The sequence below is a fragment of the Actinophytocola gossypii genome, assembly GCF_025165815.1.
GTDB lineage: Bacteria > Actinomycetota > Actinomycetes > Mycobacteriales > Pseudonocardiaceae > Actinophytocola > Actinophytocola gossypii.
This window is the reverse complement of record NZ_JAFFZE010000009.1, coordinates 97,065-122,639: the sequence shown is the minus strand read 5'-3', so window position 1 is coordinate 122,639 and position 25,575 is coordinate 97,065. Positions and strand designations below refer to the sequence as shown.

Genomic DNA, 25,575 nt, shown 5'->3' with positions numbered 1-25,575 from the left:
AGCATGCCCGGCCGGCGGCCGGAACGCGTCACAGCTCCAGGCAAGTTCCGTCGATCGGCACCTCCACGCCCGCCTCGGTCACCGCGCGGTACTCGGGCGAACGGCGGTCCAGTACCGGGTTGGTGTTGTTCAGGTGCGTGTACATCCACCGGGTGCCCGAGCCCGCGGCGGAGCGGATCCGGGCGAGGCTGCCGTCCTGGCCGTCGATCGGCACGTGTCCCATGGCGTGCTGGGCGGCGGTGCTCGTGCCGGTGCCGGTCATCTCGCGCGCGGAGTGGAAGGTGCCGTCCAGCAGCACGCAGCTCGCCCCGGCGACGAACTCGTCGAAGCCGGGTGGCCAGGTCGCCAGGCAGGGGGCGTACACCAGGCTCCCGCCGGTCGCCGGGTCCGAGATCCGGTACGCCACGACCCACGGGCCGTCGGCCGTGGACTCCCTGGCGTACTTGGGGCGCTTGTCGCTCACCGCGAGGGTGGTGACGTCGAGCCCGGCCACCGGTTCGCCCGCCGGGCGCCAGTGCCACTCGCCGTAGCGGGCGACGGCGGCGCGGATCGGGAACCCGTCGGCCAGGGCGTGCAGGACCGCCGGCGGCGCCCACACGGACAGGCCGCCACCTTCCCGCAGGAGCATCAGGCCGAGGGCGTGGTCCAGCTCGGCGTCGGTGAGCAGCACGCCGCGTACCGGGGTGTCCCGTGGGCCCGGCCCCGGGGCGAGCGCCGGTTCGGCGATCACCTGGGCGCGGATGTCGGGTGAGGCGTTCAACAGGTACCAGTCCCGGCCGTCGGAGCTGATCGCGAGGCAGTCCTGGGTGCGGGCCGGGACGTCGGGCGAGCCGGCGCGACACGCCGAGCACAGCGGGCAGGCGCAGTTCCACTGCGGGAAGCCGCCACCGGCCCCGGTGCCGAGCAGGCGGACCTTCACCGCGTCACCGTCGGCGCGCGCATCACGAAGTCCGGCACGCCCGCCGACGCCACGGTCTCGGCCTCGCCGGCCAGGATGCCGTCCACCACCGAGCGGTCCGGCGAGCGCGAGCACACCGGGTCGGTCGCCGAGGCGTCGCCGGTCAGCATGAACGCCTGGCAGCGGCAGCCGCCGAAGTCGAGCGCGCGGCGGTCGCAGGTACGGCACGGGTCCCGCATCCAGTCCTCGCCGCGGAAGGCGTTGAAGGACGCGGACTCGTACCAGATCTCCCCGAGCGGCCTGCGTTTCACGTTCTCGACGTCGAGCGTGGTGATCACCGACGCCGCGGGGCACGGGAGCACGTCGCCGTTGGGTGCCACGGTCAGCTGGCGCGCGCCCCAGCCGTACATGCACGGCTTCGGGTACCGCTCGTAGTAGTCCGCGACCACGTAGACGATCTCCATCCGTCCGCGCAGCCGCTCGATCGCCGCCCGCACGACCGGTTCGGCGGCGGCGAGTTGCTCGGGTGTGGGCATCAGCGCGGTGCGGTTGCGCAGCGCCCAGCCGTAGTACTGGGTGTTCGCGAGCTCGAGGCGGTCGGCGCCCATCCGCTCGGCCAGGTCGATGAGCTCCTCGACCTGGTCGTGGTTGGCCCGGTGCAGGACGACGTTGACGCTCAGCGGCAGCCCGACGGCACGCACCACGGCGGCGGTGTCGACCTTGCGGGCGTGGGCCTTCGCGCCGGCGATCCGGTCGGCGCGGGCCGCGTCGGCGCCCTGGACCGACAGCTGCACGTGGGCGAGGCCGCGCTCGGCCAGGTCGGCCAGGCGGGACTCGGTGAGCCCGAGGCCGCTGGTCACCAGGTTGACGTAGCAGCCGAGCTCCGAAGCGCGGGCGACCAGCTCCGGCAGGTCGGGGCGCAGCAGCGGCTCGCCGCCGGACAGGTGCACCTGCAGCACGCCGAGGTCACGGGCGGCCTCGATCACCTCGAGCCACTGGGCGGTGGTCAGCTCGTCCCGTTTGGCGGCGAGCTCGACCGGGTTGGAGCAGTAGGGGCAGTGCAGCGGGCACCGGTGCGTCAGCTCGGCCAGCATGCCGAGCGGCGGTTCGACGGTCACGTCCACTCCACGACCCTCCTGTCCTCGAACCGGGCGAGCACGCCGGCGACGTCCTCGACCCGCACCCCGCGGAACCGCGCACCGAGGCGGTCGGCGATCTCACCGACCTCGTTCGAGCCGTCACAGAGCTCCAGTACGGCGGCGGCGGTGGCGTTGGGCACCAGCACGCCCTCGGGGAACAGCAGCACATGCGTGTCCCTGACCCGGTCGAAGGTCAGCCGGACTCCGGTGCGCAGACGGGGCTTGACCATCGCTCACTCCTTCGCGGCCGCGCGCTCGATGGCGTCCAGCATCGACCACAGCACGTCGCACTTGAACGACAGCGCGTCGATCGCCCTGTCCTGCTGCTCGCGGGTGACGCAGTAGCGCACCACGATGTCCAGTGTGGACTTTCCCTCGCCGGCGACCGCCTCGATCCGGTTGGTGAAGTACGCGAGGTCCTCGCGGCGGATCCACTCGTAGTTGGCGAGCATGTCCCCGACCCGGCGGCGCATCAGGTGCCCGGAGAACATCTCGGTGAGACCGGAGGCGACCGCCTCGATCCACGGCCTGGTCCTGGCGAACGTCACGTAGGCGTCGACGGCGAACCGGACGCCCGGCACCACGTGGCGCTCGTCGAGCACCTCGGTCCGGTCTAGGCCGACCGCCTCGCACAGCCGCAGCCACCGTTCGCGGCCGCTGGCGTGGTCACGGTCGGCGGCGCCGTCGTGGTAGACGATCCGGTCGAGCCAGCCGCGACGCACCTCCGGCACCGGGCAGTTGCTGATGATCGCGGCGTCCTTCTGCGGCAGGACGCACTGGTAGTACCACCGGTTCGCGGCCCACACCCGCAGCTCGTGCTCCGACAGCTCGCCGGCGTGCATCCGGTGGTGGAACGGGTGGGTTCCCCAGTAGCGGTGCGACAGGCCGCGCAACGCGGCGACGAACTCCTCGCCGTCGCGTGGGGGACTCGACGTGGACACGGTGACACCTCCGATGTGGGCGACGGTCCGGGGGCCGGTGCGTCCGGCCCCCGGCCGCCGGACTGGGCTTCCGGTCAGTCCATCCGTGCCGCGTAGGCCGTGACCTCCATCGGGGTCTCGTACTCCACGAAGTCCGGCGTGGTCCAGACCTCCAGCTCGGGGGTGTCCTGCATGTTCCCTCCAAGGATCGATGACCGTGACCTTGCGGATCGAGCGTAACGGGCAGCGCCACCCGAAAACGGACAAAAGGGATCGTGAACGGCTGACAGCGGGGTCGAGGGCACCTGAGAGACTGCGCCGGTGTACGACGGAGAAACGGAACCGATCCCGCGGTTGACCGACCGCGACGAGCCCGTCGTACGCGAGGACGACGCCGAGGCCAGACCCGAGCGGGCGACGGGTCACGGCCACGGACACACTCCCCCGCTTCCCGCGTCGCGCCGGGTGCGGACGCTGGTCGCGGCACTGCTGGTGCCGTTCGCGCTCGCGGCGGTCGTGGGGACGGCGCTGCTGTTCCCGTTCGGCGACGGCCCGGACATCCAGCACGCGGTCCAGCGCCCGGTGGACGGCGTGATCACGGGCGCCGTCAGCGGGTCCTGCAGCGGCGAGGTCCAGGTCGGGCGGCAGCCGGAGGCGCCGCAGTGCCTGGTGGTCACCATCCGGATGACCGACGGCGAGGCGCCCGGCCAGGAGATCCGCACGGTCGTGCCGCTCGAGCCGAGTACGCCGCGGTTCGCGGTGGACGACGAGGTGGTGCTGAGCTACGGGGGCGGCGACCCGCTCACCGGATCGTCCTACCAGCTCGTCGACTTCCAGCGGGACGTGCCGCTCACGCTGCTGGCGGGCCTGTTCGCGGTGGCGGTGTTGGTGCTCGGCCGGTGGCAGGGGCTCAAGGCGCTGCTCGCGCTCGGCATGAGCTTCCTGGTGCTGGTGTTCTTCGTGCTGCCGGCGATCATCGCGGGCGAGAACCCGTTGCTGGTGGCGATCTGCGGTGCCGGCGTGATCATGTTCGCGGTGCTGTACCTGACGCACGGGCTGTCCGCTCGGACGTCGACGGCGGTGCTGGGCACCATGGTGAGCCTGGCGCTGATCGGGGTGCTCGGGGCGCTGTGGGCGGCGTTCGCGAAGCTGACCGGTCTGGACGAGGACACCGCGACGCTGGTCGGTCTGCTGAACGCGCCGATCGACACGCGGGGGCTGCTGCTCGCGGGCGTGGTGATCGGGGCGCTCGGCGTGCTCGACGACGTGACCGTCACGCAGACCAGCGCGGTGTGGGAGCTGCGGGCGGCGAACCCGCTGCTGACCCGGCGGCAGCTCTACACGTCGGCCCTGCGGATCGGCCGGGACCACGTGGCGTCCGCGGTGAACACGCTGGTGATGGCGTACGCGGGCGCGGCGCTGCCGCTGTTGCTGTACTCGTCGATCTCGGGGGTGGAACTGGGCAGCATCCTGACCTCGCAGTCGATCGCGCAGGAGGTCGTGCGGACGCTGGTGGGCAGCATCGGGTTGGTGGCGGCGGTGCCGATCACGACGGCACTGGCCGCCGCGGTCGCCGCGCAGGAGAAGGTGCCGGAGCCCGCCGGCCCCCGGGAGACGCCACGCAAGCGAACCGGGTCCGCCGAGCGTGGGGAGAAGGGTGCGCGGCAGGCGGGGACCCCAGGGCGCGAACTTCGCACGCGAACAACACCGCGAGCGGGAGACTCTGGCCGCGAAGCCGACGCGCGAGGAGCACGCCGGACAGGCGATCGCGCCGGCGAGTCAGGCACGCGAAGAACACACCGGACAGGCGATCGCGCCGGCGAGTCAGGCACGCGAGGAGCACGACGGCCAGACGATCGCGCCGGCGAGTCAGGCACGCGAGGAGCACGGCGGCCAGACGATCGCAGCGGCGCCGCGGGAGCGCGGCGGGCGGGTGATCAGGCCCCCCGGAGGAGTGGGGACGGTCGGGAGGCGCCGCCGGCCAGGCGGGCGGAACACACCGGGCACCAGGAGCGCGCGCCGGAACCACCCGACAACCGGCGGGGTCGCCAGGAGACGAGGCGGACACCTCGGCCGGAAACACCGCCGCGCGGGCACTCGTCGTGGTTCGACGAGTAGTGCTAGTCGAGGGTGGCCACGAAGCGGGTGATCGCCTCCGGCTTGAGACGTTGGGCAAGGCGGCCGGCGGGGGCCAGGGCCGCGAGGCGGTACAGCGGCCGTTCCGCGGCCGGGTCGCCCTTCGCCTCGGCGCGTAGTTGGGCGACCAGGAGCTGGGAGAACACCAGGCCGCTCGTGTTGTCGCTGCCGGCGAGGATGTCGGCCAGGCGGCGCAGGACCAGGATGCCCAGCTCACGCCCGCCGGTTCCGGCGTACACCGCGAGGGACAGGTTGATCGTCTTGTTCTTCGCGGCGAGGAGCAGGCCGACCGTCCTGGTGCCGCGGATGTCGGTGACCAACAGCTCGATGCGCTCGGCGTGACGCAGGTCCACCGACTTGCGGGCGACGGCCTTCGCCACCACCTGGTCGCCCTCCAGCCAGAGGCGGCGGCGGCCGGAGATCCAGGAGAGCGTGGTCAGCACGACGATCACCACCGCCGCGGTGATCAACGCCGCCGTGCGGTTGGCCAGGAGGCCGACCAGGCCGCCGACGGCGGCGCCGAAGACCACGGCGACACCGACGGTCACGCAGCCACGGCGGCGGACGTTCGTGTGGTCGATCAGGGTGAGGGGGATACGCTCCGGCTCGGTCAAGTCAGAGTCCTCGGTTCGGGCCGGTGGTTCGGGGGTCGTCCAGGTCGAGCAGGAACGGGTTGCTCGCCCGCTCGCGGCCGATCGTGGTGCTCGGGCCGTGGCCGGGCAGCACGACCGTGTCGTCGGGCAGCGGGAGCATCTTCGTGCGCAGCGTCCGGGTCATCGTGCGCGGGTCGCCGCCGGGCAGGTCGGTGCGGCCGATGGAACCGGCGAACAACGTGTCACCGGCGAACATGACCCGACCGCCCTCGGCCAGCTCCGAGCGGAACACCACCGAGCCCCGGGTGTGGCCGGGGGTGTGGTCGACGGTGAGGCTCAGGCCGGCGAGGTCGAGGTCGGCGCCGTCGGACAGCTCACGGACCTCGTTCGGCTCACGCATCTCGAAGCGGCCGCCGAACAGGGCGGCGCCGTCCTGGCTGATCCCCTTCATCGGGTCGTTCAGCATCTCCCGGTCCTCCGGGTGGATCCACGCCGGCATGTCGTTGCCGTCGCAGATCGGGGCGACCGAGAAGGTGTGGTCGATGTGGCCGTGGGTCAGCAGCGCCGCCACCGGCGAGAGACGGTGCTTCCGCACGGCCTCGGCCACCGGTTCGGCCGCGTCCTGGCCGGGATCGATGATCACGCACGGCTCACCCTCGCCGGCGGCGACGAGGTAGCAGTTCGCCTGGAACGCACCTGTGGGGAATCCGACAACGAGCACGACCGCAACCTACACGCGACGAGAAAGCACGAAACCCGCGAGCCCGGCACGCGGGACTCGCGGGTTTCGCCAACGACGGTAGGGCTACACCGAGCGCAGCCGGCGGAAGCGCGACCACGACGCCAGGCGGCGGTCGGCCTGAGCGCGGGAGACCCCCTCGCTCGTCACGTCCACGTTGGCCACACAGATCCGGTCGCGGCCGTGGCGCTTGGCCGCGCGCAGCGACACGTCGGCGTCGAGCATCAGGTCCTCGAGGTCCAGCTCGGCCAGATCGCCGAGGCAGTAGGTGGCGACTCCCATGGACGCCGTCTGACCCTCGATCGTCGCCGACAGCTCGCGGGTGACCTTCGCGGTGACCGACATGGCGGTGATCCCGGACCTGATCCGCTCGGCCACCGCCAGCGCCTCCTCCAGGCCGGCCTCCGGCAGCAGCACCATGAACTCGTCGCCGGCCGAGCCGCCGTAGCGGCATGCCAGGTCGCCGTCCCGGGTCGTCTCGCGGATCACGTCGGCCACGCCGCGCAGTACGGCGTCGCCGGCGAGGTGACCGTAGTTGTCGTTGATCTCCTTGAACCGGTCGAGATCGAGCATGATCAGCGCGACGGAGTGGCCCTGCCCCCGGGACCTGGCCACCTCCTCCGCGGCGAGCTCGTCCCAGTGCCAGCGCTCGACCAGTCCGGTCGGCGGGTCGGTCAACAGCTGTCCGCACGAGCCGCAGCGCCGGTTGCCGATCCGGGCGGCGGTGTGCGACGTGACGTGCCTGGTGGACGTGGTGGTGGAAATGGACTGCAGCGGCCGGTCCCCCGACCTCGGCGCCACAATCTCGGGCTCGGGCTGTGCGGTGATCGCCGGCGCTCCGTCGCCGGTTCCCGCCCTCGCGGTGTTCATCGACATCTCCCCTGGTCAAGACACCCGTGGGTTAGGTGGCTCCCTCGCCGGTGCCCCCGTCGCGCGCTTCACCGGCCGTGTACAACCCACTATCGGGAGTCACAGAGATGTTGAACAGTGTTGAGGTGTTGACGGTTTGAGGAAACACCGAATGGGCGAGTCCGCCGCCCGGATCTGACTACTCTTCGTCACTCCGCGCCCACTTCGGGCGCGACGGGGAGTAATCCTTATAACGATCGAGCACACGTTCCACGGCCGTCTCGACGATGAGCATGTCGCGGTACTCGGGCCGCAGGAAGCCCTCGGCCGCCATGTGGTCCAGCATCTCGAGCACGGGCCGGTAGAAGCCCCCGACGTCGAGCAGCGCGATCGGCTTGGCGTGCAGGCCGAGCTGCGCCCAGGTGAACACCTCGAACAGCTCCTCGAGGGTGCCTGCCCCGCCGGGCAGCGCCAGGAACGCGTCCGACAGCGAGGCCATCTTCGCCTTGCGTTCGTGCAGGTCGGCGACCACGTGCAGCTCCGAGAGGCCAGGGTGGGCGATCTCCCGGTCGACCAGGGACTGGGGGATCACCCCGATGACCTCGCCGCCGGCGGCGACCGCCGCGTCGGCCACCGCGCCCATGGTCCCCACCCCCGCGCCGCCGTACACCAGACCGACCCCGGCCGCGGTCAGCGTGCGGCCCACGTCCTCGGCCGCGGCGAGGTATCCGGAGCCCTTCCCGGCGGATGATCCACAGAAAACGCATACCCGCATACCGACATCAGATCACGTACCCCCGGTCTGGCATCCGGGCCGGGTTGTCTGGTTGAGTGCCACAGCGTGCGCATCATTCTCGACACCGATCCGGGGGTTGACGACGCCCTCGCGATCATGTACTTGGCGGCCCAGTCGGACGCCGAGATCGTCGCCGTGGGTAGCGTTCACGGCAATGTGCCTGCCCCACTCGGAGCACTCAACGCGCTGCGCGTGCTCGAGCTCGTCGGGCTGAACCCGCCGGTGACCGTCGGCGCCGCCCGGCCGCTCGCGCAGCCGCTGCAGACCGCCGAGTTCGTGCACGGCGACGACGGGCTCGGTGGGCACGCCGGCGACCCGCCCACCGGCACGGTCGCCCCCGGCTCGGCCGCCGAGCAGATCGTGCGCCTGGCTCGCGCCAACCCGGGTGAGCTGACCCTGCTCGCGCTCGGCCCGCTGACCAACGTCGCGCTCGCCGTACTACTGGAACCCGACTTACCCAACCTGCTCCGGTCGGTCGTCGTGATGGGCGGTGCCGTCACCGTGCCGGGAAACATCACCCCGTACGCGGACGCCAATTTCTACCACGATCCGGAAGCCGCCGACCTCGTTCTCGGCGCCGGTTTCCCGGACCTGATCCTGGTCGGCCTGGACGCCACCGAACAAGCCCGTGCCGGAAGCGAATGGCTCGCCAGCCTCGCCGCCGCCGAGGGCCCGCGCGCGAGTTTCGCCAACAAACTGCTCGACCACTACGCGCGGTTCTACTCGAACATGTTCGGCGAGCATTCCTGCACGCTGCACGACCCGCTCGCGGCGGCCATCATGCTGGACCAGAAGCTGGCCGGCTACCGGGAGATGCCGCTCAGCATCGAGCTCAACGGAACGCACACCCGGGGCCAGGTCGTGTCCGACCTCCGGCTCATTTCCAGCGACGCCTACATCACCACCAGCGCCGGTGCCGGACGCGTTCCGGTAAAGGTCGTGGAAACGGTGGACGTGCCCACCTTCCTGGACCAGATGTTGAAGGCGTTGCAGCTCTGAGGAACTAACTCCTCCCGCTCAACAACTCGCGCAGGTCGACCGCTCTCGGATCGCCCAACTCGTCGAAGATCTCGACCGCTTTCCGGAGGGATTCCGCCGCCTTTTCCGGCTGCCCGTTGTCGTACAGCAGCAGCCCGAGCTTGTGCAGGGTCTCCCCCTCACCCCAGCGGTCGCCGAGCTCCCGGCGGGTGTCCAGCGCGCGCCGGAAGCAGTCCAGGGCGTCCGCGGCCCGTCTCAGCTCCGAGTACGTGTCGCCGAGCTTGACCAGCGTGTAGCACTGGCCGTAGCGGTCCTCGATGTCCCGGAACAGCTCGAGGGCCTGCTCCAGCGCTTCCACGGCCCGGTCGAACCAGCCGAGGCAGCGGTAGGCGTCCCCGACGTTGGCCAGCGCGATGCCCTCGCCGTGCCGGTCGCCCACCTCGCGGAAGATGTCCAGCGCCTCACCGAAGTGCAGTGCCGCGTCGTCGAACCGCTGCTGGTCGAAGCCGATGTAGCCGATGCCGATGAGGCTCCACGCCTGCCCGACCCGGTCGCCGACTTCGATGCGCAGCGCCCGCGCCTGCTGGAAGCATCTCTTCGCCTCCTCGGTGCGCCGCAGGTCCCGGTAGGCGATGGCCAGGTTGTTGAGCACCCACGCCTCGCCGTAGCGGTCGCCGGCCCGCCGCGCGCCGGTCACGCCGATCTCGTGCGAGGCCACCCAGGGCGTCCAGCGCTTGCGGAGTTGGAGGTAGTTGAACGAACCGGCCGGCAGCTTCCACGCGGCCACGTTCTCGCCGACCTCCACGGCGGTGCGGGTGGCCATCGCGATGTTCGACATCTCGATCTCGCACCACTCCAGCGCCGAGCCGTAGTCGAAGTCGGCTACCTCAACCGAGAACTCCGACTTCTCCAGCTCCGGGTCGTGCCGCTGCGGCGCGAGCGTGTGGTTGGCGGCGTAGGCGTTCTGCAGGTACCAGTCGACCATCCGGCGCAGCGCGGTCACCCGCTCCGTCTCCGGCTCCTCCTCGACCGCCTGCTCGGCGGCGTACACCCGCAGCAGGTCGTGCATCCGGTACCGGTCGCTGCCCAGGCCCTCGATCAGGTGCACGCCGGCGAGCCGGTCGAGCAGCCGGCGGGCCTTGCTGAGCCGCTGGTCGGCGAGCGCGGCCGCGGCCCCGGTGCTCACGTGCGAGCCGACGTGCAGGCCGATCAGCCGGAACATCCGCGCGGCGTCGGCCGGCAGGTCGCGGTAGGACCAGGAGAACACGGTCTTCACGGCGACCGAGTCGTCGGTGGACAGCGCCTCCAGCCGCTCGTCCTCGGTGGCCAGCTCCTCCACCAGCAGGCTGACCGCGTGGTGCGGGTGGGTCGCGACGCGTTCGGCGGCGATGCGCAGCGCGAGCGGCAGGTTGCCGCACCGGTTGGCGAGCGCGCGCACCGCGTCCGGCTCGGCCTCCGCCCGCTCGCTGCCGATCACCTTGCGCAGCAGCGTGACCGACTCGTCCTCGGTCATCGGTCCGAGCGTGATCCGCCGGTCGCCGCGGATGGTGAGGCCGCCAAGGCGCTTGCGGCTGGTGACCACGACCGCGCAACCGGCCGACCCCGGCATCAGGTGGTGCAGCTGGGAGGAGTCGGCGGCGTTGTCCAGCACGACCATCACCCGGCGGTCGGCCAGCACCGAGCGGAACAGCTTCGCCCTGGCCTCCAGCCCGGCCGGGATCACGTCGATCTGCACGCCGAGGGCGGTGAGGAACTCCTCGAGCACCTCGTCGACGATCCGGGGCTGGCCGTCCGGGGAGTAGCCGCGCAGGTCGACGTAGAGCTGGCCGTCGGAGTAGCGGTCGACCACGGCGTGCGCGACGCGCAGGGCGAGCGCGGTCTTGCCCGCGCCGGGAGGCCCGTCGATGGCGACCGTGTGCGGGATTCCCGGCTCGCTCTCGCCGGACAGGATCTGGGACAGCTCGCGCAGTTCGGCGTCGCGCCCGACGAACGTGGCCGCCGCGGCGGGCAGCTGCGCGAGGCGCACCGGGCCGCCGCCGGACGCGGCGGCCAGCGCGATCAGCTGGCCGTCCGCCTCCAGCACCTGGTCGCACTTGCGGGCCAGCTCGGCGGACGGCGGCGCGCCGTGCTTGATCTTGGACAGCCAGCTCGGCGTGTACCCGATGAGGTCCGAGAGACGACGCCAGGACAAGCCGCGCTTGCGCAGCAGGCGTTCCAGTTCGTCGGCGAACGGCGAAGTCCCGTCGTCACGCCTGTCTTGCATGGAGTCCACCTTGTCAGTACCCGCCGGCCTGGTCCATGGGTCACCGCACTGCCACGCCCAGTATCCAGCTTCCCACTTTCGCACCGGAACCTGGCAATCCCCTGAGAATCCGGCCGACCTCAACGCGGTTCTTACCTGGGCTACCCATAGACTGCCGCCCGGCAAGGACGTCGGAGGGTCAGGAGGGTGCCCGGTGCCGAGCAACGAGCAGCGTCGGCAGGCCGCCAAGCGCAAGCTTGAGCGTCAGCTCGCCAGGCGGCAGGAACGCGCCAAGCGCCGCCGGATCTGGGGAGTCAGCCTGACCGTCGCCGTCGTGGTCGCCGTGGTCGGGCTGGTGTACTGGCTGGCCAACCTGGGCCCGGAGAGTTCCGAGGCGGCGACGGACGACACCGCCCCCACCGAGGACACCGCCACCGGTGAGACCACCGACGGGGCCTGCGCGTACGTCGAGAACCCCGACGAGACGCCGCCGAAGGACCCCGGCCTGCCCGAGGACCCGGCTGAGACGCCGTCGTCCGGCACGGTCAAGGTCGCCGTGAAGACCAGCCAGGGCACGATCCCGCTGACCCTGGACCGGGCCAAGGCGCCGTGCACCGTGCAGAGCATGGCGCACCTGGTCGAGCAGACGTATTTCGACGGCACCAAGTGCCACCGGCTGACCAGCTCGGACGCGCTCAAGGTGCTGCAGTGCGGCGACCCGAACGGCGACGGCACCGGCGGGCCGGGCTACACCGTTCCCGACGAGCTGCCGACGAACCTCGCCGACGCCGAGGGCGGACAGGGCGCCAAGGTCTACCCGCGCGGCACGCTGGCCATGGCCAACGCCGGCCCGGAGACCGGCGGCAGCCAGTTCTTCATGGTCTACGGCGACTCGATGCTGCCGCCGAACTACTCGGTCTTCGGCACGGTCGACAAGCCGGGGCTGGCGGTGCTCGACAAGATCGCCGAGGGCGGCATCACGCCGGGGAACAGCCCGGACGACGGCGAGCCGAAGCTGCCGGTGAACATCGAGTCCGCCACGATCGCGGGCTGAGGTGCGCTTCCTGGGCGTCCTGCTCGCCGTGCTCGCGCTCGCCGGGTGCGTGTCGCGGACCGGCGGGCCGGTCGCCGAGTCGTCGTCGCCGGCAACGGAGACGGAGACGAGCACGTCGGGAACCGACGAGACGGTCGTCGACGACGACGGGTGCGAGTTCGTCGGGAAGCCGGACGAGGACGCGCCCGTCGGGCTTCCGCCCACCGAACCGCTCGGCGGCGACCGCGTCCTGCTCAGCACGAGCAGTGGTGAGATCGGGCTCCAGCTGACGCCCGACGAGACGCCGTGCACCGTGCGCAGCTTCCTGCACCTGGTGTCGGAGGGGTTCTTCGACGGGACCGAGTGCCACCGGCTGACCGCGTCGGCGGGGCTCAAGGTGCTGCAGTGCGGCGACCCGAGCGGCGACGGCACCGGCGGGCCCGGCTACACGATCCCCGACGAGCTGCCCACCGATCTCGCCGACGCGCCGACCGGCCAGGGCACCAAGGTCTACCCGCGCGGCGTCCTCGCCATGGCCAACGCCGGCCCGGAGACCGGCGGCAGCCAGTTCTTCATGGTCTACGGCGACTCCACGCTCCCACCGGACTACACCGTGTTCGGCGGCGTCGACGGGACCGGCCTGGCGACCCTGGACGCGATCGCCGCCCGCGGGCTCACGCCGACGCTCGGCCCGGAGGACGGCACGCCGACCACGCCGGTGGAGATCGAGTCGGCCGCCACCGCCTGAGACACGTTCTCAGAACTGTCGGTGGGCGGTGGCATGCTCGACGGCGTGGACCGGTACACCGAGCGATTACCCGACCCGGCCGCGCGGGGCCTGCTGGCCTGCGTGTGGTCGCGGCGGATCGCCTCGCCGGCGGCGAGGGTCGCCCGGATCGTGCCGGACGCGTGCGTGGACGTCATCTGGTACCGGGCGACCGGGGAGCTGTTCGTCGCCGGGCCGGACACCAGGTCGCACCTGGCGGAGCTGGTGCCCGGCGAGGTCGTCGGCGCGCGGTTCCGCACCGGACGCTCCCCCGCCGGTCTCGGGGTTCCCGCCGACGCGCTGCGGGACGAACGGGTCGACCTGGGCGAGCTGTGGGAACCGGGCCGGGCCCGGCGGCTCGCCGACGCGTTGGCGGACACCGAGTCGATCGGGGACGCGCAGGGCGTGCTCACCCGGGCGGTGCTGGCCGGGACGCGCGACGGCCAGGACACGGCCGTGCCGACGATGCTGCGGCTCGCCCGCGCCGGCGACCGGGTCGGTGCCATGGCGGACACGATCGGGCTCACCGAGCGGCAGCTGCACCGGCGATGCCTGGCCGCGTTCGGCTACGGCCCGAAGGTGCTGCAACGCGTCCTGCGGTTCGACGCCGCGCGCCGGCTCGCGGGGAAGGGCACCGCGTTCGCCGACGTCGCCCACCGCACCGGCTACGCCGACCAGGCCCACCTGGCCCGCGAGGTGCGCGCCCTGGCCGGCGTGTCACTGACCGAGCTGATCAGTTGAGGCGGCCATAGGCGCGCAGGGTCAGGAGGGCGTCGATCGTGAGCCATGGGCGCCACTCGTGCACGATCACCGGGGTCCAGTGCAGCCACGGCACCGGCCAGCCGCCGTCCTCGGCCTGGGCGGCCGTCAGCGCGTCCAGGCTGGCGTCCAGCTCGGCGTCGGTGAACCAGCGGCGGGCCAGGCTGTCCGGCCGGGGCGCGTAGTCGTGCGGGTGCTGCAGCTCGCCCTCGGTGTATCCCTCGGGGGTTGGCTCGTCGCCGGTGAGGCGGACCAGGCCGGCGGAGCGGACGAGGTCGCCCAGGCGGGTGGCGAACGCGGCGGCGCGGTCGCGGTCGGGGTGGTGGTCCAGCAGCGCCAGGCAGGCCAGGACCTCGTACGGGTGGGTACTGGTGATCGCCTCCATGCGCCGCCAGCAGAACGCGTCGGCGGCGGCCACCCACGGGTGGTCGACCTTGTTCTTGTGCAGCAGGCCGAGGATGTTCGCGGTCGGCACCAGGGAGCCCTCGTAGCTGTCGGGTATCCGCCACCAGGGCGCCCTCGGGTAGCCCTCCGCCGAGGGGTGCACGAACGGGAGGCCGCCGTCGGGTGCGGTCACCGAGACCAGGTAGGCGAGGACACCGCGCCCCAGGTCGCCGTCCACCGCCCCGAGCTCGTCGAGGAACGCCACGGCGTTCAGCGTGGTCACCGGCTGGCTGCCGGGTGCGCGGCAGTCGGGCTCGAGCGCGTTGCCGAAGCCGCCGTCGGGGTTGCGGTAGGGCAGCAGCGCGGTCAGGACGGCGTCGGCGTCGCCCGAGCCGAACAGGTACTCGAACCGGCGGCGCTCCAGCACGCGGGCGTTGCGCAGGACGTGGTCGGTCGCGCGGGTCATCATGTCGGTCACGGGACCCAACCTAGGACGGGCGCGAGCCGGCCGTCTTGAACGAATCGGACGTCCGGGGCTCAGGAGGCGGACGTGACCCGGTAGACGTCGTACACGCCCTCGACACTGCGCACGACCTTCAGCACGTGACCGAGGTGCTTCGGGTCGCCCATCTCGAAGCTGAACCGGCTCACCGCCACCCGGTCGCGCGAGGTGGTCACGGACGCGGACAGGATGTTGACCTTCTCGTCGGCCAGCACCTTCGTGACGTCGGAGAGCAGCCGGTGCCGGTCCAGCGCCTCCACCTGGATGGCCACCAGGAACACCGAGGACTCCGACGGCGCCCACTCCACGTCGACCAGCCGCTCGGGCGTGGCCAGCAGCTCACCGGCGTTGGTGCAGTCGGTCCGGTGCACCGAGACACCGCCGCCTCGGGTGACGAAGCCGAGGATGTCGTCGCCGGGCACCGGGGTGCAGCAGCGGGCCAGCTTGACCCAGATGTCGCTGGCGCCCTTGACGATCACGCCGGCGTCGCCGGTGGGCCTGCGGCGGGTGATCGTGGACGGGGTGGCGCGCTCGGCCAGCTCGTCCTCGGCGTGCTCGACCCCGCCGAGCAGCGCGACCAGCCGCTGGACGACGTGCCGCGCGGAGGTGTGCCCCTCCCCCACGGCCGCGTACAGCGAGCTCATCTCGGCGTAGCGCAGTTCGCGGGCCAGCGCCGCCATCGAGTCGGCGGACACCAGGCGCTGCATGGGCAGGCCGACCCGGCGCACCTCCTTGGTGATCGCCTCCTTGCCGGCCTCGATCGCCTCTTCCTTGCGCTCCTTGGCGAACCACTGCTTGATCTTGGCCCGGGCCCTTGGCGACGCGGCGAACGCGAGCCAGTCGCGGGACGGTCCGGCGCCCTCGGCCTTCGAGGTGAAGATCTCGACCACGTCGCCGTTCTCGAGCTTGCGCTCCAGCGCGACCAGGCGGCCGTTGAGCCGGGCGCCGATGCACCGGTGCCCGACCTCGGTGTGCACGGCGTAGGCGAAGTCGACGGGCGTGGACCCGGCGGGCAGCGTGTGCACGTCACCCTTCGGGGTGAACACGAAGATCTCCCGGGCGGCCAGGTCGTAGCGCAGGGACTCGAGGAACTCGCCGGGGTCGGCGGCCTCCCGCTGCCAGTCGAGAAGCTGACGCATCCAGGCCATCTCGTCGACCTCGACCGCGTGGCCGTCGTGCGTGCCCCTGGTCTCCTTGTACCGCCAGTGGGCGGCGATGCCGTACTCGGCGGTGTTGTGCATGTCGTAGGTGCGGATCTGCACCTCGAGCGGCTTGCCGTCCGGCCCGATCACCGTGGTGTGCAGCGACTGGTAGACGCCGAACCTCGGCTGGGCGATGTAGTCCTTGAACCGGCCGGGCATCGGCTGCCAGAGTGCGTGCACGACGCCCATGGCCGCGTAGCAGTCGCGCACGTCCTGCACGAGCAGCCGCACTCCGACCAGGTCGTGGATGTCGTCGAAGTCCCGGCCGCGGACGATCATCTTCTGGTTGATCGAGTAGTAGTGCTTGGGCCTGCCCTCGACCTTGGCGTTGATCCGGGACTGCTCGAGGTGGCTGGTCAGCTCGTCGGTGACCCGGTGCAGGTAGGTGTCCCTGGACGGCGCGCGGGTGGCGACCAGCCGGACGATCTCGTCGTACTTCTTGGGCTGCAGGATCGCGAACGCGAGGTCCTCGAGCTCCCACTTGACCGTGGCCATGCCCAGCCGGTGAGCCAGCGGGGCGAGCACCTCCAGGGTCTCCCTGGCCTTCTTGGCCTGCTTCTCCGGCGGCAGGAAGCGCATGGTGCGCATGTTGTGCAGCCGGTCGGCGAGCTTGATGACCAGCACCCGGGGATCCCGGGCCATCGCGATGACCATCTTGCGGATCGTCTCGGCCTCGGCGGCGGACCCGAGCTGGACCTTGTCGAGCTTGGTGACACCGTCGACCAGCCGGGCGACCTCCTCGCCGAAGTCGTCGTGCAGGTTCTTCAGCGAGTACTCGGTGTCCTCGACGGTGTCGTGCAGCAGGGCGGCGACCAGCGTCGTGGTGTCCATGCCCAGCTCGGCGAGGATGGTCGCGACGGCGAGCGGGTGGGTGATGTAGGGGTCGCCGGACTTGCGCCGCTGGTCGCGGTGGGCCTCCTCCGCGACGTCGTAGGCGTGCTGGAGCAGGGTGAGCTTGGCGTTGGGGTGCAGCTCCCGGTGCACCGCGGCCAGCGGCTCGAGGACCTGCTTGACCGGTGCGGAGCGCTGCGCGGTGATGCGTCTAGCCAGGCGCGCGCGGACGCGTCTGGTCGCGGACGGTGCCCGCCCGTTGGTCTGCTGCGCGGCGTCCTGCGTGGCGCCGGTCTCGACGTTCTGGCTCACTCGCGGCTCCTCTGCGTCCCGAGAATAGCCTGCTATGCTTAGTTGAAGATTCAACCTCAGGAGTAGCCATGTCGGAGCCGATGAGCATGCCGGTGCTCTACCTCAGCCACGGCGCACCTCCGCTGGCCGACGACCCCGTCTGGACCAGCGAGTTGGCGGCCTGGTCGGCGTCGCTGCCGACCCCGACCGCGATCCTGATCGTCTCCGCACACTGGGAGAACGCCCCGCTGACCATCGGCGCGACCACGACCGTGCCGCTGGTCTACGACTTCTGGGGCTTCCCGGACCGCTACTACGACGTCACCTACCCCGCCCCTGGCGCGCCGGGCCTCGCGGCGAAGGTCCGCGCCCTGCTCGGCCCGTCGGTGCACGACGACCCCGGCCGCGGCCTCGACCACGGCGCGTACGTCCCGCTGGTGGAGATGTACCCGGACGCGGACGTGCCGGTCCTGCAGGTCTCGATGCCCTCACTGGACCCGGCGGAGCTGCTGGAGGTCGGCCGGAAGCTCGCGCCGCTGCGCGACGAGGGCGTGCTGATCGTCGGCAGCGGCTTCTTCACCCACAACCTGTCGGCGATCCGGATGACCGACCCGGGTGTGACGCCGCCGTCGTGGTCGGCCGAGTTCGACGACTGGGGCGCGCGGGCGCTGGCCGAGCGGGACCTCGACGCCCTGCTCGACTTCCCGCGCAAGTCCCCGTCGGGACCGCTCGCGCACCCGAGGACCGAGCACTTCGCGCCGCTGTTCGTCGCCCTCGGCGCGAGCCTGAGCACCGAGAACACCGCCCGGTCGGTGATCGACGGCTACTGGTACGGCCTGTCGAAGCGGTCCGTCCAGTTCACGTGATCGACTGGAGCGCCAGCACGTTCCGCCCGCCCAGCAGCGAGCGGCCGCCCAGCGCGGGCAGCTCCAGCACCACCGAGACCACGGCGACCTCGGCCCCGGCCCGCTCCACCAGCTCGCACACCGCGGCCACCGTCCCGCCGGTGGCGAGCACGTCGTCGACCACGGCCACCCGCTGGCCCGGCCGCAGCACGCCGGCCGGCAGCTCCAGCGACGCGGTGCCGTACTCGAGGCTGTAGTCGACCCGGTCGGCCACCACCGGGAGCTTCCCCGGCTTGCGCACCGGCACCATCCCGACGCCCATGGCGATCGACAGGCCCCCGCCGAGCAGGAACCCGCGCGCCTCCACCGGAGCGATGACGTCCACGTCCTCGGGCAGTCCGGCGGCCATCGCGTCGATGACCACCCGGACCGCCTCGGCGTCCGCGAACAGCGGGTTCAGGTCGCGGAACAGCACCCCGGGCTCCGGGAAGTCCGGGACCGTGCGCACCAGCTCGAGCGCGCCCGCCAGGTCCGCCACCGCGCTACCGGCGCCGTTTGCCGGACGGGCGGCCACCCTGTTTGCCGGTCGGCCTGCCGCGCCGCGCCTCCGCCGGCCTCGGGTTGCGCGCCGGCACACTGGACGCGGCCGCGAGCGCCTTCTCCTTGCGCAGCTCGGCGGCCAGGGCGTCGTCGTCGCTCGCGTCGAAGTCGTCGTCCTCACCGGTGGACACCGAGTCCCGCTCGGCGGCCTTGCGCGCCAGGTTCTCCCGGCGCGCGTACACCCGGCGGGCCTGCTCCTGGAACTTCGGCTCCCGCATCTTGAGGTCGACCAGGACCGGGGTCGCCAGGCAGATCGACGACACCACACCCGCGAGGATGCCGGTCAGCTGCACCAGCGCCAGGTCCTGCAGGGTGCCGACACCGAGCAGACCGACACCGACCACCAGCAGGCCGATCACCGGCAGCACCGCGATCAGCGAGGTGTTGATCGACCGCATCAGCGTCTGGTTCAGCGCCAGGTTCGCCGTCTCGGCGTAGGTCCGCCTGGTCAGGCCGAGCAGACCGCGGGTGTTCTCCTTGACCTTGTCGAACACCACCACCGTGTCGTACAGCGAGAAGCCGAGGATCGTCAGCAGACCGATCACGGTCGCCGGGGTGACCTCGAAGCCGATCAGCGAGTAGACGCCTGCGGTCACCACGATGTCGTGCACCAGCGCGACCAGCGCGGCGACCGCCATCCAGCGCTCGAAGTAGAACGCCAGGAAGATCGTCACCAGGACGAGGAACACGCCGAGCGCGATCAACGCCTGCTCGGAGATCTCCCCGCCCCAGGTCGCGCTCACCGCGCTGTCGGAGATCACCGACTCGGTCGCCTCGCCATCGACGTTCAGCGGCTCGAACTCGGTGAACAGCGCTTCCTTGAGGTCGGCGACCTCGTCCGGGTTCAGCGCCTCCGACCGGATCTGGATGGTCGTGCTGTCGCCGGAGCCCACGGTCTGCACGGCCGCCGGCTCACGCCCGAGGGTGTCGCTGAAGACGTCGGTGACCTCCTCGGTGGCGATCGCACCGGACGACCCCTGGGCGGGCATCGACACCCGCGTGCCGCCCTCGAAGTCGATGCCGAGGTTGAAGCCCTTGAACACGATGGAGGCCACGCAGCCGAGCATCAACAGCGCGAAGAACAGGTACCACCGCTTGCGCGCCCCGACCACGTCGAACGCGCCGTTGCCGAGGTAGAGCCGCTCGCGGAGCGGGACTTTCTTTCCCGCCGTGGTCGTCTCCGACGTCGTGCGGGGAGTCTCGTCGCTCGCCACGTCACGCCTCCTTCGTCGCGGCCCGGCCGCGCGTCTCGGCCCGCGAACCACCCGTGCGCCGCACCTTGCCGAGCCCGGACATCTTCGGGCTGGACAGGAACTTCGACTTGGCGGCCAGCGCCACCAGCGGGTGGGTCACGAAGAACACCACGATCAGGTCGAGCACGGTCGACATGCCCAGGGTGAACGCGAAGCCCTTGACCTGGCCGACCGCGAGCACGTAGAGCACGGCGGCGGCGAGGAACATGACCGCGTCCGCGGACAGGATCGTGCGCCTGGCCCGCACCCACGCCCTCGGCACCGCCGAGCGGAAGGTCCGGCCCTCGCGCATCTCGTCCTTCAACCGTTCGAAGTACACGACGAACGAGTCGGCGGTGATGCCGATCGCGACGATGAACCCGGCCACGCCGGCGAGGTCCAACGTGAACCCGATCCAGCGTCCGAGCAGCACCAGGACCGCGTACACGATCACACCGGACAGCACGATCGACAAACCGGTCAGCACACCGAGCATGCGGTAGTAGAAGATGCTGTAGAGGAACACCAGCACCAGGCCGACGGCGCCGGCGATCAGCCCGGCCTCCAGCGAGGCGAGCCCGAGCGTCGCCGAGACGGTCTCGGCCTCGGAGTTGTCGAACGACAGCGGCAGCGAGCCGTACTTGAGGATGTCGGCGAGGCTCTGGGCCTCGTCGGCGCTGAACCCGCCGCCCGCGCCGCCGCTGATCTGCGTCTGGCCACCGGAGATCGGCTCGCGGATCTCGGGGGCGGACACCACCTGCGTGTCGAGCACGAACGCGGCCTGCTTGCCGACGTTGGCGGTGGTGTAGTCGGCCCAGATCCGGGTGCCCTCGCTCTTGAAGTCGAGCGTCACCACGTAGCCGACGCCCTCGGGGTTGACCGAGGAGTTGGCGTCGGAGATCTGGGTGCCCTGCAGGAACGAGGGCGTGAGGATGTACTTCGCCGTGCCCTCCTGGTCGCAGGCCACCAGCGGCAGGTCCGGGTCGTCGTTGCCGACCAGCGGGTCCGGCTTGGAGCAGTCGAGCGCGGCCAACGCGGCCTGCTGGGCGGCCGGGTCGGCCTGCACGGTGCCGTCCTCGCTCGGCACCAGGGTCGCGGCCTGCCGAACGGCCTTGGCCTCCTGGATCTGCTTCGCGGTCTCCGACTCGTCGTCGGCCGTATCGTCAGCGGGCGGGTCCGAGGTCGGTGGCTGGGAGGGCTCCTCCTCCGGCTGGGCCGCGACGGCCGGCGCGGGGCGGCCCTGGGGCGCGTTGGAGGTGCCGGTCGGCGGGGTCGAGGCACCCGTCGGCGGCGTGGAGGCGCCGGTGGACGGCGGTGGCGTGGCGCCCGGGTCCTCGGACGCGGGCGGCTGCTGCGCGGGCGGGGTCTCGGCCGGGACGACCTGGACCACCTCGCGGAACCGGAGCTGGGCGGTCTGGCCCAGCTCCTTCGCCTGCTCGCCCTGGTCACCCGGCACGGTGATGACGATGTTGCTACCGTCCAGAACGACCTCGGTGCCCGAGACGCCGATGCCGTTGACCCGGTTCTCGATGATCTGCCTGGCCTGCTGGAGCGACTCCCGTTCCGGCGTGCCGCCGTCCAGGGTGCGCGCACTCAGCGTGACCCGCGTACCGCCCTGGAGGTCGATGCCGAGTTTGGGTTTGGCCTGATGGTCGCCGGTGGCGAACACCAGGGTGTAGAGCAGGACCACGATGAACACGAAGAACGCGAGATAGCGCCCTGGGCGAATCTGCCCGGAGGGTGGTGCCACGGTCGGTCGGTCTCCTCGGACTGGCGTTCGGGTGTCGCCCGGACGCGTCTGGTCACACGTCTGCGCCCGCACCCGTTACACGTGTGGGTGAGGGCGCAGCGTACCCCCCGTGACGTGAGGCCGGTGTCACACGGTCACGTCACGAGCACGGGTCCGGCTACTTCTTGGTGTCGGCCTTCTTCGACTCGTCCCGGGTGTCCGCGGTGACGTCGTCGTCGGTGTCCACGACCTCGTCCCGGTCCTCGACCGTGTCGAGCTCGTCGTCGACGGTCTCGTCGTCGTCCTCGACGACGTCCTCGTCGTCCTCGACCTCGGGGCCGACCTTCTCGCGCACCGCCGCACGCAGCCACTCGGTCTCGAAGCCGGGCGCGATCTCGATGCCGATCTTGGAGTCGTCGGAGACGTCGACGACGGTGCCGTAGAGGCCGGACGTGGTCATCACCCGATCACCGACAGCCAGCGAGTTCTGCAGCTGCATTTGCTGCTCCTGCGCCCTGCGCTGGCGCCGGCTCATGAAGTACATCATGACGCCGAGCAGCCCGAACAGCAGAAGCATGGGAAGCAGTTCCATTGTTCTCCATCCGTGGAAAGCTCAAGTATTCACTCTGCGGTGTGCGCAGGGTCACTGTCGAACAGGGTAGGCGGAATCGGACCTGGAGCGTCAGCCGGGGCCGACAGCCCGAGATGTGCCCATGCCGACGCGGTCGCTACCCGGCCCCGAGGCGTCCTCGCCAGCATTCCCGCGCGAACCAGATACGGCTCGCACACCTCCTCCACCGTACTTGGCTCCTCGCCCACAGCGACAGCCAGCGTCGACACGCCGACCGGGCCGCCGCCGAACGAGCGCACCAGAGCGCCGAGCACGGCGCGGTCGAGGCGGTCCAGGCCGAGCGCGTCGACGTCGTAGACCTCGAGCGCGGACATCGCGATGGCGCGGGTGATCGAGCCGTCCGCGCGGACCTCCGCGAAGTCGCGTACGCGTCTGAGCAGGCGGTTCGCGATCCGCGGGGTGCCGCGGGAGCGACCAGCGATCTCCTCGGCGCCGTCCGGCCGCAGGTCGACGCCGAGGATCGACGCCGAACGGCGGAGCACCTGCTCGAGCTCCTCGGCGGCGTAGAACTCCATGTGCGCGGTGAAGCCGAAGCGGTCGCGCAGCGGGCCGGTCAGCGCGCCGGACCGGGTAGTGGCGCCGACCAGGGTGAACGGCGCGATCTCCAGCGGGATGCTGGTGGCCCCGGGGCCCTTGCCGACGACGACGTCGACCCGGAAGTCCTCCATCGCGAGGTAGAGCATCTCCTCGGCGGGGCGGGCGATCCGGTGGATCTCGTCGATGAACAGCACGTCGCCCTCGACCAGGTTGGACAGCATCGCGGCGAGGTCGCCCGCACGTTCGAGCGCGGGGCCGGAGGTGATGCGCAGCGCGCTGCCCAGCTCGACGGCGATGATCATGGCGAGGCTGGTCTTGCCGAGGCCGGGCGGACCGGACAGCAGCACGTGGTCGGGCGGCGCTCCGCGCAGGCTCGCGCCCTGCAGCACCAGCTCCAGCTGCTCGCGCACCCTCGGCTGGCCGACGAACTCGGCCAGCCGGCGTGGGCGCAGTGACGACTCGTCGTCCCGCTCGCCGGGTACCGCGTACGGCGACAGCTCGGCGCCGTCGGCCATGCCCTCCTCCTCGGTCACCGGGCCATCGTGCACGACCCGCTACCGCTTGCGGCCGAGGGTGGCGAGTGCCTTGCGCAGCACCGTGGACTGGTCGCCGGTTCCGTTTCCGTTCAGAACGCCGTCGACCGCCTGTTCGGCCTGCTTGACCGGGAAGCCGAGGCCGACCAGGGCCTCGACGACCGAGCCGCGCACCCCCGCGCCGTTCGGGGCGGGCGCGACGGCCGGCAGCGCGCCGACCTTGTCACGCAGCTCGATCACCATCCGCTCGGCGCCCTTGCGGCCGATGCCGGGGACCTGGGTGAGCACGCTGACGTTGCCGTCGGCGAGGGCGGCGCGCAGCTGGTCGGGATCGAGCACGGCGAGGGTGGCGAGCGCGATCCTCGGGCCGATACCGGAGACGGTCTGCAGCAGGCCGAACAGGTCGCGGGCGGCCGCGTCGGCGAACCCGAACAGGGTCAGCGAGTCCTCCCGCACCACGAGCGCGGTGGCGAGCGCGGCCTCCTCGCCGGTGCGCATGGTGGCGAGCGTGGCGGGCACGGCCTGGACGGCGAGCCCGACGCCGCCGACCTCGACCACGGCGTGGTCCAAGCCGATCGAGAGCACCCGCCCGCGAACGGAGGAGATCATTGCTTCGTTCCCTTCGGGGAGTTGCTCGTCGCCTGCGCCAGGCGGGCCTTGTGCCGGCGGGCCAGTTCGGTGGCCTTCGCCTCGGCCTCGGCGAGGCGGGCGCGCATGGGAGCGCGCCAGATGTGGCAGATGCCCAGGGCGAGCGCGTCGGCCGCGTCGGCCGGCCTTGGCGCCTCGGTGAGCCCGAGCAGCCGGGTGACCATGGCGGTGACCTGCGCCTTGTCCGCCCGGCCGGAACCGGTGACGGCGGCCTTGACCTCGCTCGGGGTGTGGAACGCGACGGTCAGGCCCCGGCGGGCGGCGGCGAGGGCGACCACCCCGGCCGCCTGCGCGGTGCCCATCGCTGTGCGGACGTTGTGCTGGCTGAACACCCGCTCGATGGCGACGACGTCGGGGCGGTGGCGGTCGAGCCAGTCCTCGAGCGCGTCGGCGACCGCGAGCAGGCGGTTGGCGAGCTCGGCGTCGGCGGGCGTGCGGACGACGTCGACCGCGACGCAGCGCACCGACCGCCCGGTCCCCCCGTCGACCACGGCGATGCCGCACCTGGTCAGCCCGGGGTCGACCCCCAACACGCGCATGCCGCCACCTCGGTCCGAGAACATCAGTTCGAACCTTAGGGCCTACGCCGCCCGCTCCACCGCACCGACACGGGCCCGCACGCGACGGGAACGTACGACTCGCGCGACGGGAACGTACGACTCGCGGGGTGGGGCGGTTGACAGGGGTGCTAGAACTTCAGGTGACGGCGAATGTAAGCGCTTCCAATGACGGAGGCAGGCATGGCGGGTCGTGAGCGGCGGCCGGTGACCATCTACGAGGTGGCCGACCGGGCTGGCGTGTCGATCGCGACCGTGTCGCGGGCGTTGCGGGACTCCGAGCTGGTCGCGCCGCCCACCCGGCGGCGGGTGCAGCGGGTCGCCGAGGAGCTGCGGTTCCGGCCGAGCCGGGCCGGGCGGGCGCTGGCCGAGGGCCAGCACGCGGCCAACGGGATCGTCTTCCCGGACCTGTCCGGCCCGTACTACGCCGAGGTCGTCCTGGGGTACGAGGAGGTCGTCGCCGAGCTGGGCCGCAGTGTGCTGATCCTGGCCACCCAGGGTCGGGACAACGCGGCCGAGCTGGTCGCGGAGCTGGCCGGCCGGGTCGACGGCATGGTGATCATGGGGCGCACGGTCGACGACGCCACCGTCGCGCGGATCGCCGACACCGGGCTGCCGCTGGTGCTGCTCGCCCGTCCTCGGGTCGGGCTGGTCGACACCGTCACCGCCGACAACACCGACAGCGCCCGCGCGCTCACCGGCCACCTGCTCGGCCACGGACACCGCGAGCTGGCGTTCCTCGGCGATCCCGCCCGGTCGCCGGACGTCGCCGGGCGGTTCGCCGGCTTCTCGGCCGCGCTCGCCGACGCCGGTCTGGACCCGGTCGAACCGGTGCGCTCCGAGTTCGACGTGCGGTCCGGTTACACGGCCGCGCGCGAGCTGCTCTCCCGAGGGCGCACCCGCCCGGAGGCGGTGGTCTGCGCCAACGACGAGGTCGCGCTCGGCGCCCTGCGCGCGGCCGAGGACCTCGGCCTGTCCGTTCCCGGGGACCTGGCGCTGACCGGCTGGGACGACATCATGGCGTCCCACTACGCCCGGCTGACCACGGTGCACCAGGCGATGCGGGAGCTGGGCGCGACCGCGGCGCGCTGGCTCGACGAACGCATCTCCGGCGTCGCGGCGGGAGCGCGCCACGAGGTCCTGCCCACCCGGCTGGTGATCCGTGCCAGCTGCGGTTCCCATCACGACCGACCAGACGAGTGACC

The 25,575-nt window shown here is 71.7% G+C and carries 26 protein-coding genes; 7 read left to right on the top strand and 19 right to left on the bottom strand.

Annotated features, from left to right (window positions below; translation table 11 throughout):
* Positions 1-28: 28 nt before the first annotated feature.
* The 5 genes from pqqB to pqqA form a co-directional block, all read right to left on the bottom strand.
* A complete protein-coding gene (pqqB, locus tag JT362_RS08845) occupies positions 29-919 on the bottom strand; it encodes a pyrroloquinoline quinone biosynthesis protein PqqB (RefSeq protein ID WP_260190582.1) in 891 nt (296 codons plus the stop codon).
* Entirely contained in the window at positions 916-2,016 is a 1,101-nt protein-coding gene (pqqE, locus tag JT362_RS08840) for a pyrroloquinoline quinone biosynthesis protein PqqE (protein ID WP_375546463.1), read from the bottom strand. The genes pqqB and pqqE overlap by 4 nt, the downstream gene beginning before the upstream one ends.
* The gene (gene pqqD / locus JT362_RS08835) at positions 2,013-2,267 is read right to left on the bottom strand and encodes a pyrroloquinoline quinone biosynthesis peptide chaperone PqqD (RefSeq protein WP_260190580.1); all 255 of its coding nucleotides are present in this window, start codon (positions 2,265-2,267) and stop codon (positions 2,013-2,015) included. Before pqqD ends, pqqE begins: the two co-directional genes overlap by 4 nt.
* 3 nt (positions 2,268-2,270) lie before the next feature.
* A complete protein-coding gene (gene pqqC, locus JT362_RS08830) occupies positions 2,271-2,978 on the bottom strand; it encodes a pyrroloquinoline-quinone synthase PqqC (RefSeq protein ID WP_260190579.1) in 708 nt (235 codons plus the stop codon).
* Between the two features lie 74 nt (positions 2,979-3,052).
* Positions 3,053-3,151, bottom strand: coding sequence for a pyrroloquinoline quinone precursor peptide PqqA (pqqA, locus tag JT362_RS08825; protein ID WP_260190578.1), 99 nt, complete (start codon positions 3,149-3,151; stop codon positions 3,053-3,055).
* Positions 3,152-3,278: 127 nt separating this feature from the next.
* On the opposite strand from pqqA, the gene JT362_RS35380 reads away from it, so the two are divergent.
* Positions 3,279-5,075, top strand: coding sequence for a YibE/F family protein (locus tag JT362_RS35380; RefSeq protein WP_311202678.1), 1,797 nt, complete (start codon positions 3,279-3,281; stop codon positions 5,073-5,075).
* 2 nt (positions 5,076-5,077) lie between these two features.
* Here the strand turns inward: JT362_RS35380 and JT362_RS08815 are convergent, their stop codons facing one another.
* The 4 genes from JT362_RS08815 to JT362_RS08800 all read right to left on the bottom strand — a co-directional run bounded on the left by JT362_RS08815 (position 5,078) and on the right by JT362_RS08800 (position 8,049).
* Complete coding sequence (locus JT362_RS08815; RefSeq protein WP_260190577.1) at positions 5,078-5,707, bottom strand: hypothetical protein; 630 nt, start codon at positions 5,705-5,707, stop codon at positions 5,078-5,080.
* A 1-nt stretch (position 5,708) separates the two neighbouring features.
* Positions 5,709-6,407, bottom strand: a complete 699-nt coding sequence (locus tag JT362_RS08810) for an MBL fold metallo-hydrolase (protein ID WP_260190576.1) — start codon at positions 6,405-6,407, stop codon at positions 5,709-5,711.
* 84 nt (positions 6,408-6,491) lie between these two features.
* Positions 6,492-7,295 (bottom strand): GGDEF domain-containing protein, encoded by an 804-nt coding sequence (locus tag JT362_RS08805; RefSeq protein WP_260190575.1) that lies wholly within the window; start codon positions 7,293-7,295, stop codon positions 6,492-6,494.
* Positions 7,296-7,473: 178 nt separating this feature from the next.
* Positions 7,474-8,049, bottom strand: coding sequence for an LOG family protein (locus JT362_RS08800; RefSeq protein ID WP_260190574.1), 576 nt, complete (start codon positions 8,047-8,049; stop codon positions 7,474-7,476).
* A 66-nt stretch (positions 8,050-8,115) separates the two neighbouring features.
* On the opposite strand from JT362_RS08800, the gene JT362_RS08795 reads away from it, so the two are divergent.
* Positions 8,116-9,069 carry a nucleoside hydrolase gene (locus JT362_RS08795; RefSeq protein ID WP_260190573.1) on the top strand — a complete coding sequence of 318 codons (954 nt, stop codon included), beginning with the start codon at positions 8,116-8,118 and terminating at the stop codon, positions 9,067-9,069.
* A 4-nt stretch (positions 9,070-9,073) separates the two neighbouring features.
* Here the strand turns inward: JT362_RS08795 and JT362_RS08790 are convergent, their stop codons facing one another.
* A complete protein-coding gene (locus tag JT362_RS08790; protein ID WP_260190572.1) occupies positions 9,074-11,311 on the bottom strand; it encodes a helix-turn-helix domain-containing protein in 2,238 nt (745 codons plus the stop codon).
* 193 nt (positions 11,312-11,504) lie between these two features.
* Here JT362_RS08790 and JT362_RS08785 point away from each other — a divergent pair, with 193 nt between their 5' ends.
* The 3 genes from JT362_RS08785 to JT362_RS08775 are packed head-to-tail and all read left to right on the top strand — an operon-like array spanning position 11,505 to position 13,830.
* Complete coding sequence (locus JT362_RS08785; protein ID WP_260190571.1) at positions 11,505-12,344, top strand: peptidylprolyl isomerase; 840 nt, start codon at positions 11,505-11,507, stop codon at positions 12,342-12,344.
* 1 nt (position 12,345) lies between these two features.
* Complete coding sequence (locus tag JT362_RS08780; RefSeq protein ID WP_260190570.1) at positions 12,346-13,071, top strand: peptidylprolyl isomerase; 726 nt, start codon at positions 12,346-12,348, stop codon at positions 13,069-13,071.
* A 33-nt stretch (positions 13,072-13,104) separates the two neighbouring features.
* Entirely contained in the window at positions 13,105-13,830 is a 726-nt protein-coding gene (locus JT362_RS08775; protein ID WP_260190569.1) for a helix-turn-helix domain-containing protein, read from the top strand.
* On the opposite strand, the gene JT362_RS08770 is transcribed toward JT362_RS08775, so the two are convergent.
* Together JT362_RS08770 and JT362_RS08765 are read right to left on the bottom strand one after the other, a co-directional pair.
* Entirely contained in the window at positions 13,823-14,701 is an 879-nt protein-coding gene (locus JT362_RS08770; RefSeq protein WP_260191028.1) for a hypothetical protein, read from the bottom strand. The genes JT362_RS08775 and JT362_RS08770 overlap by 8 nt on opposite strands.
* Before the next feature lie 68 nt (positions 14,702-14,769).
* On the bottom strand, positions 14,770-17,079 hold the full coding sequence (locus tag JT362_RS08765) for a RelA/SpoT family protein (protein ID WP_260190568.1): 2,310 nt from the start codon (positions 17,077-17,079) through the stop codon (positions 14,770-14,772).
* 68 nt (positions 17,080-17,147) lie between these two features.
* On the opposite strand from JT362_RS08765, the gene JT362_RS08760 reads away from it, so the two are divergent.
* Positions 17,148-17,924: a dioxygenase family protein gene (locus JT362_RS08760; RefSeq protein ID WP_260190567.1), complete on the top strand. Its 777-nt coding sequence runs from the start codon at positions 17,148-17,150 to the stop codon at positions 17,922-17,924.
* Here JT362_RS08760 and JT362_RS08755 read toward each other — a convergent pair.
* The 7 genes from JT362_RS08755 to ruvC all read right to left on the bottom strand — a co-directional run bounded on the left by JT362_RS08755 (position 17,917) and on the right by ruvC (position 24,352).
* Entirely contained in the window at positions 17,917-18,441 is a 525-nt protein-coding gene (locus tag JT362_RS08755; protein ID WP_260190566.1) for an adenine phosphoribosyltransferase, read from the bottom strand. The two genes, JT362_RS08760 and JT362_RS08755, sit on opposite strands and share 8 nt — an antisense overlap.
* A gap of 4 nt (positions 18,442-18,445) precedes the next feature.
* Positions 18,446-19,717, bottom strand: coding sequence for a protein translocase subunit SecF (secF, locus tag JT362_RS08750; RefSeq protein WP_260190565.1), 1,272 nt, complete (start codon positions 19,715-19,717; stop codon positions 18,446-18,448).
* A 1-nt stretch (position 19,718) separates the two neighbouring features.
* On the bottom strand, positions 19,719-21,485 hold the full coding sequence (gene secD / locus JT362_RS08745) for a protein translocase subunit SecD (protein WP_260190564.1): 1,767 nt from the start codon (positions 21,483-21,485) through the stop codon (positions 19,719-19,721).
* 157 nt (positions 21,486-21,642) lie between these two features.
* Entirely contained in the window at positions 21,643-22,056 is a 414-nt protein-coding gene (yajC, locus tag JT362_RS08740; protein ID WP_260190563.1) for a preprotein translocase subunit YajC, read from the bottom strand.
* A gap of 29 nt (positions 22,057-22,085) precedes the next feature.
* On the bottom strand, positions 22,086-23,147 hold the full coding sequence (ruvB, locus tag JT362_RS08735) for a Holliday junction branch migration DNA helicase RuvB (RefSeq protein ID WP_260191027.1): 1,062 nt from the start codon (positions 23,145-23,147) through the stop codon (positions 22,086-22,088).
* Between the two features lie 39 nt (positions 23,148-23,186).
* The gene (gene ruvA, locus JT362_RS08730; RefSeq protein ID WP_260190562.1) at positions 23,187-23,774 is read right to left on the bottom strand and encodes a Holliday junction branch migration protein RuvA; all 588 of its coding nucleotides are present in this window, start codon (positions 23,772-23,774) and stop codon (positions 23,187-23,189) included.
* Positions 23,771-24,352: a crossover junction endodeoxyribonuclease RuvC gene (ruvC, locus tag JT362_RS08725; protein ID WP_260190561.1), complete on the bottom strand. Its 582-nt coding sequence runs from the start codon at positions 24,350-24,352 to the stop codon at positions 23,771-23,773. Before ruvC ends, ruvA begins: the two co-directional genes overlap by 4 nt.
* Before the next feature lie 201 nt (positions 24,353-24,553).
* Here ruvC and JT362_RS08720 point away from each other — a divergent pair, with 201 nt between their 5' ends.
* Entirely contained in the window at positions 24,554-25,573 is a 1,020-nt protein-coding gene (locus JT362_RS08720) for a LacI family DNA-binding transcriptional regulator (RefSeq protein ID WP_260190560.1), read from the top strand.
* Positions 25,574-25,575: the final 2 nt, after the last annotated feature.

Excerpts from the sequence above, each read along its gene's own strand:
- JT362_RS08790 (WP_260190572.1), bottom strand. The coding sequence starts at position 11,311 with ATGCAAGACAGGCGTGACGACGGGACTTCGCCGTTCGCCGACGAACTG.
- ruvA (WP_260190562.1), bottom strand. The coding sequence starts at position 23,774 with ATGATCTCCTCCGTTCGCGGGCGGGTGCTCTCGATCGGCTTGGACCAC.
- JT362_RS08775 (WP_260190569.1), top strand. The coding sequence starts at position 13,105 with ATGCTCGACGGCGTGGACCGGTACACCGAGCGATTACCCGACCCGGCC.
- ruvB (WP_260191027.1), bottom strand. The coding sequence starts at position 23,147 with ATGGCCGACGGCGCCGAGCTGTCGCCGTACGCGGTACCCGGCGAGCGG.
- ruvC (WP_260190561.1), bottom strand. The coding sequence starts at position 24,352 with ATGCGCGTGTTGGGGGTCGACCCCGGGCTGACCAGGTGCGGCATCGCC.
- pqqA (WP_260190578.1), bottom strand. The coding sequence starts at position 3,151 with ATGCAGGACACCCCCGAGCTGGAGGTCTGGACCACGCCGGACTTCGTG.
- yajC (WP_260190563.1), bottom strand. The coding sequence starts at position 22,056 with ATGGAACTGCTTCCCATGCTTCTGCTGTTCGGGCTGCTCGGCGTCATG.
- JT362_RS08800 (WP_260190574.1), bottom strand. The coding sequence starts at position 8,049 with ATGCGGGTATGCGTTTTCTGTGGATCATCCGCCGGGAAGGGCTCCGGA.
- JT362_RS08760 (WP_260190567.1), top strand. The coding sequence starts at position 17,148 with ATGTCGGAGCCGATGAGCATGCCGGTGCTCTACCTCAGCCACGGCGCA.
- JT362_RS08770 (WP_260191028.1), bottom strand. The coding sequence starts at position 14,701 with ATGATGACCCGCGCGACCGACCACGTCCTGCGCAACGCCCGCGTGCTG.
- JT362_RS08805 (WP_260190575.1), bottom strand. The coding sequence starts at position 7,295 with ATGAACACCGCGAGGGCGGGAACCGGCGACGGAGCGCCGGCGATCACC.
- JT362_RS08720 (WP_260190560.1), top strand. The coding sequence starts at position 24,554 with ATGGCGGGTCGTGAGCGGCGGCCGGTGACCATCTACGAGGTGGCCGAC.
- pqqD (WP_260190580.1), bottom strand. The coding sequence starts at position 2,267 with ATGGTCAAGCCCCGTCTGCGCACCGGAGTCCGGCTGACCTTCGACCGG.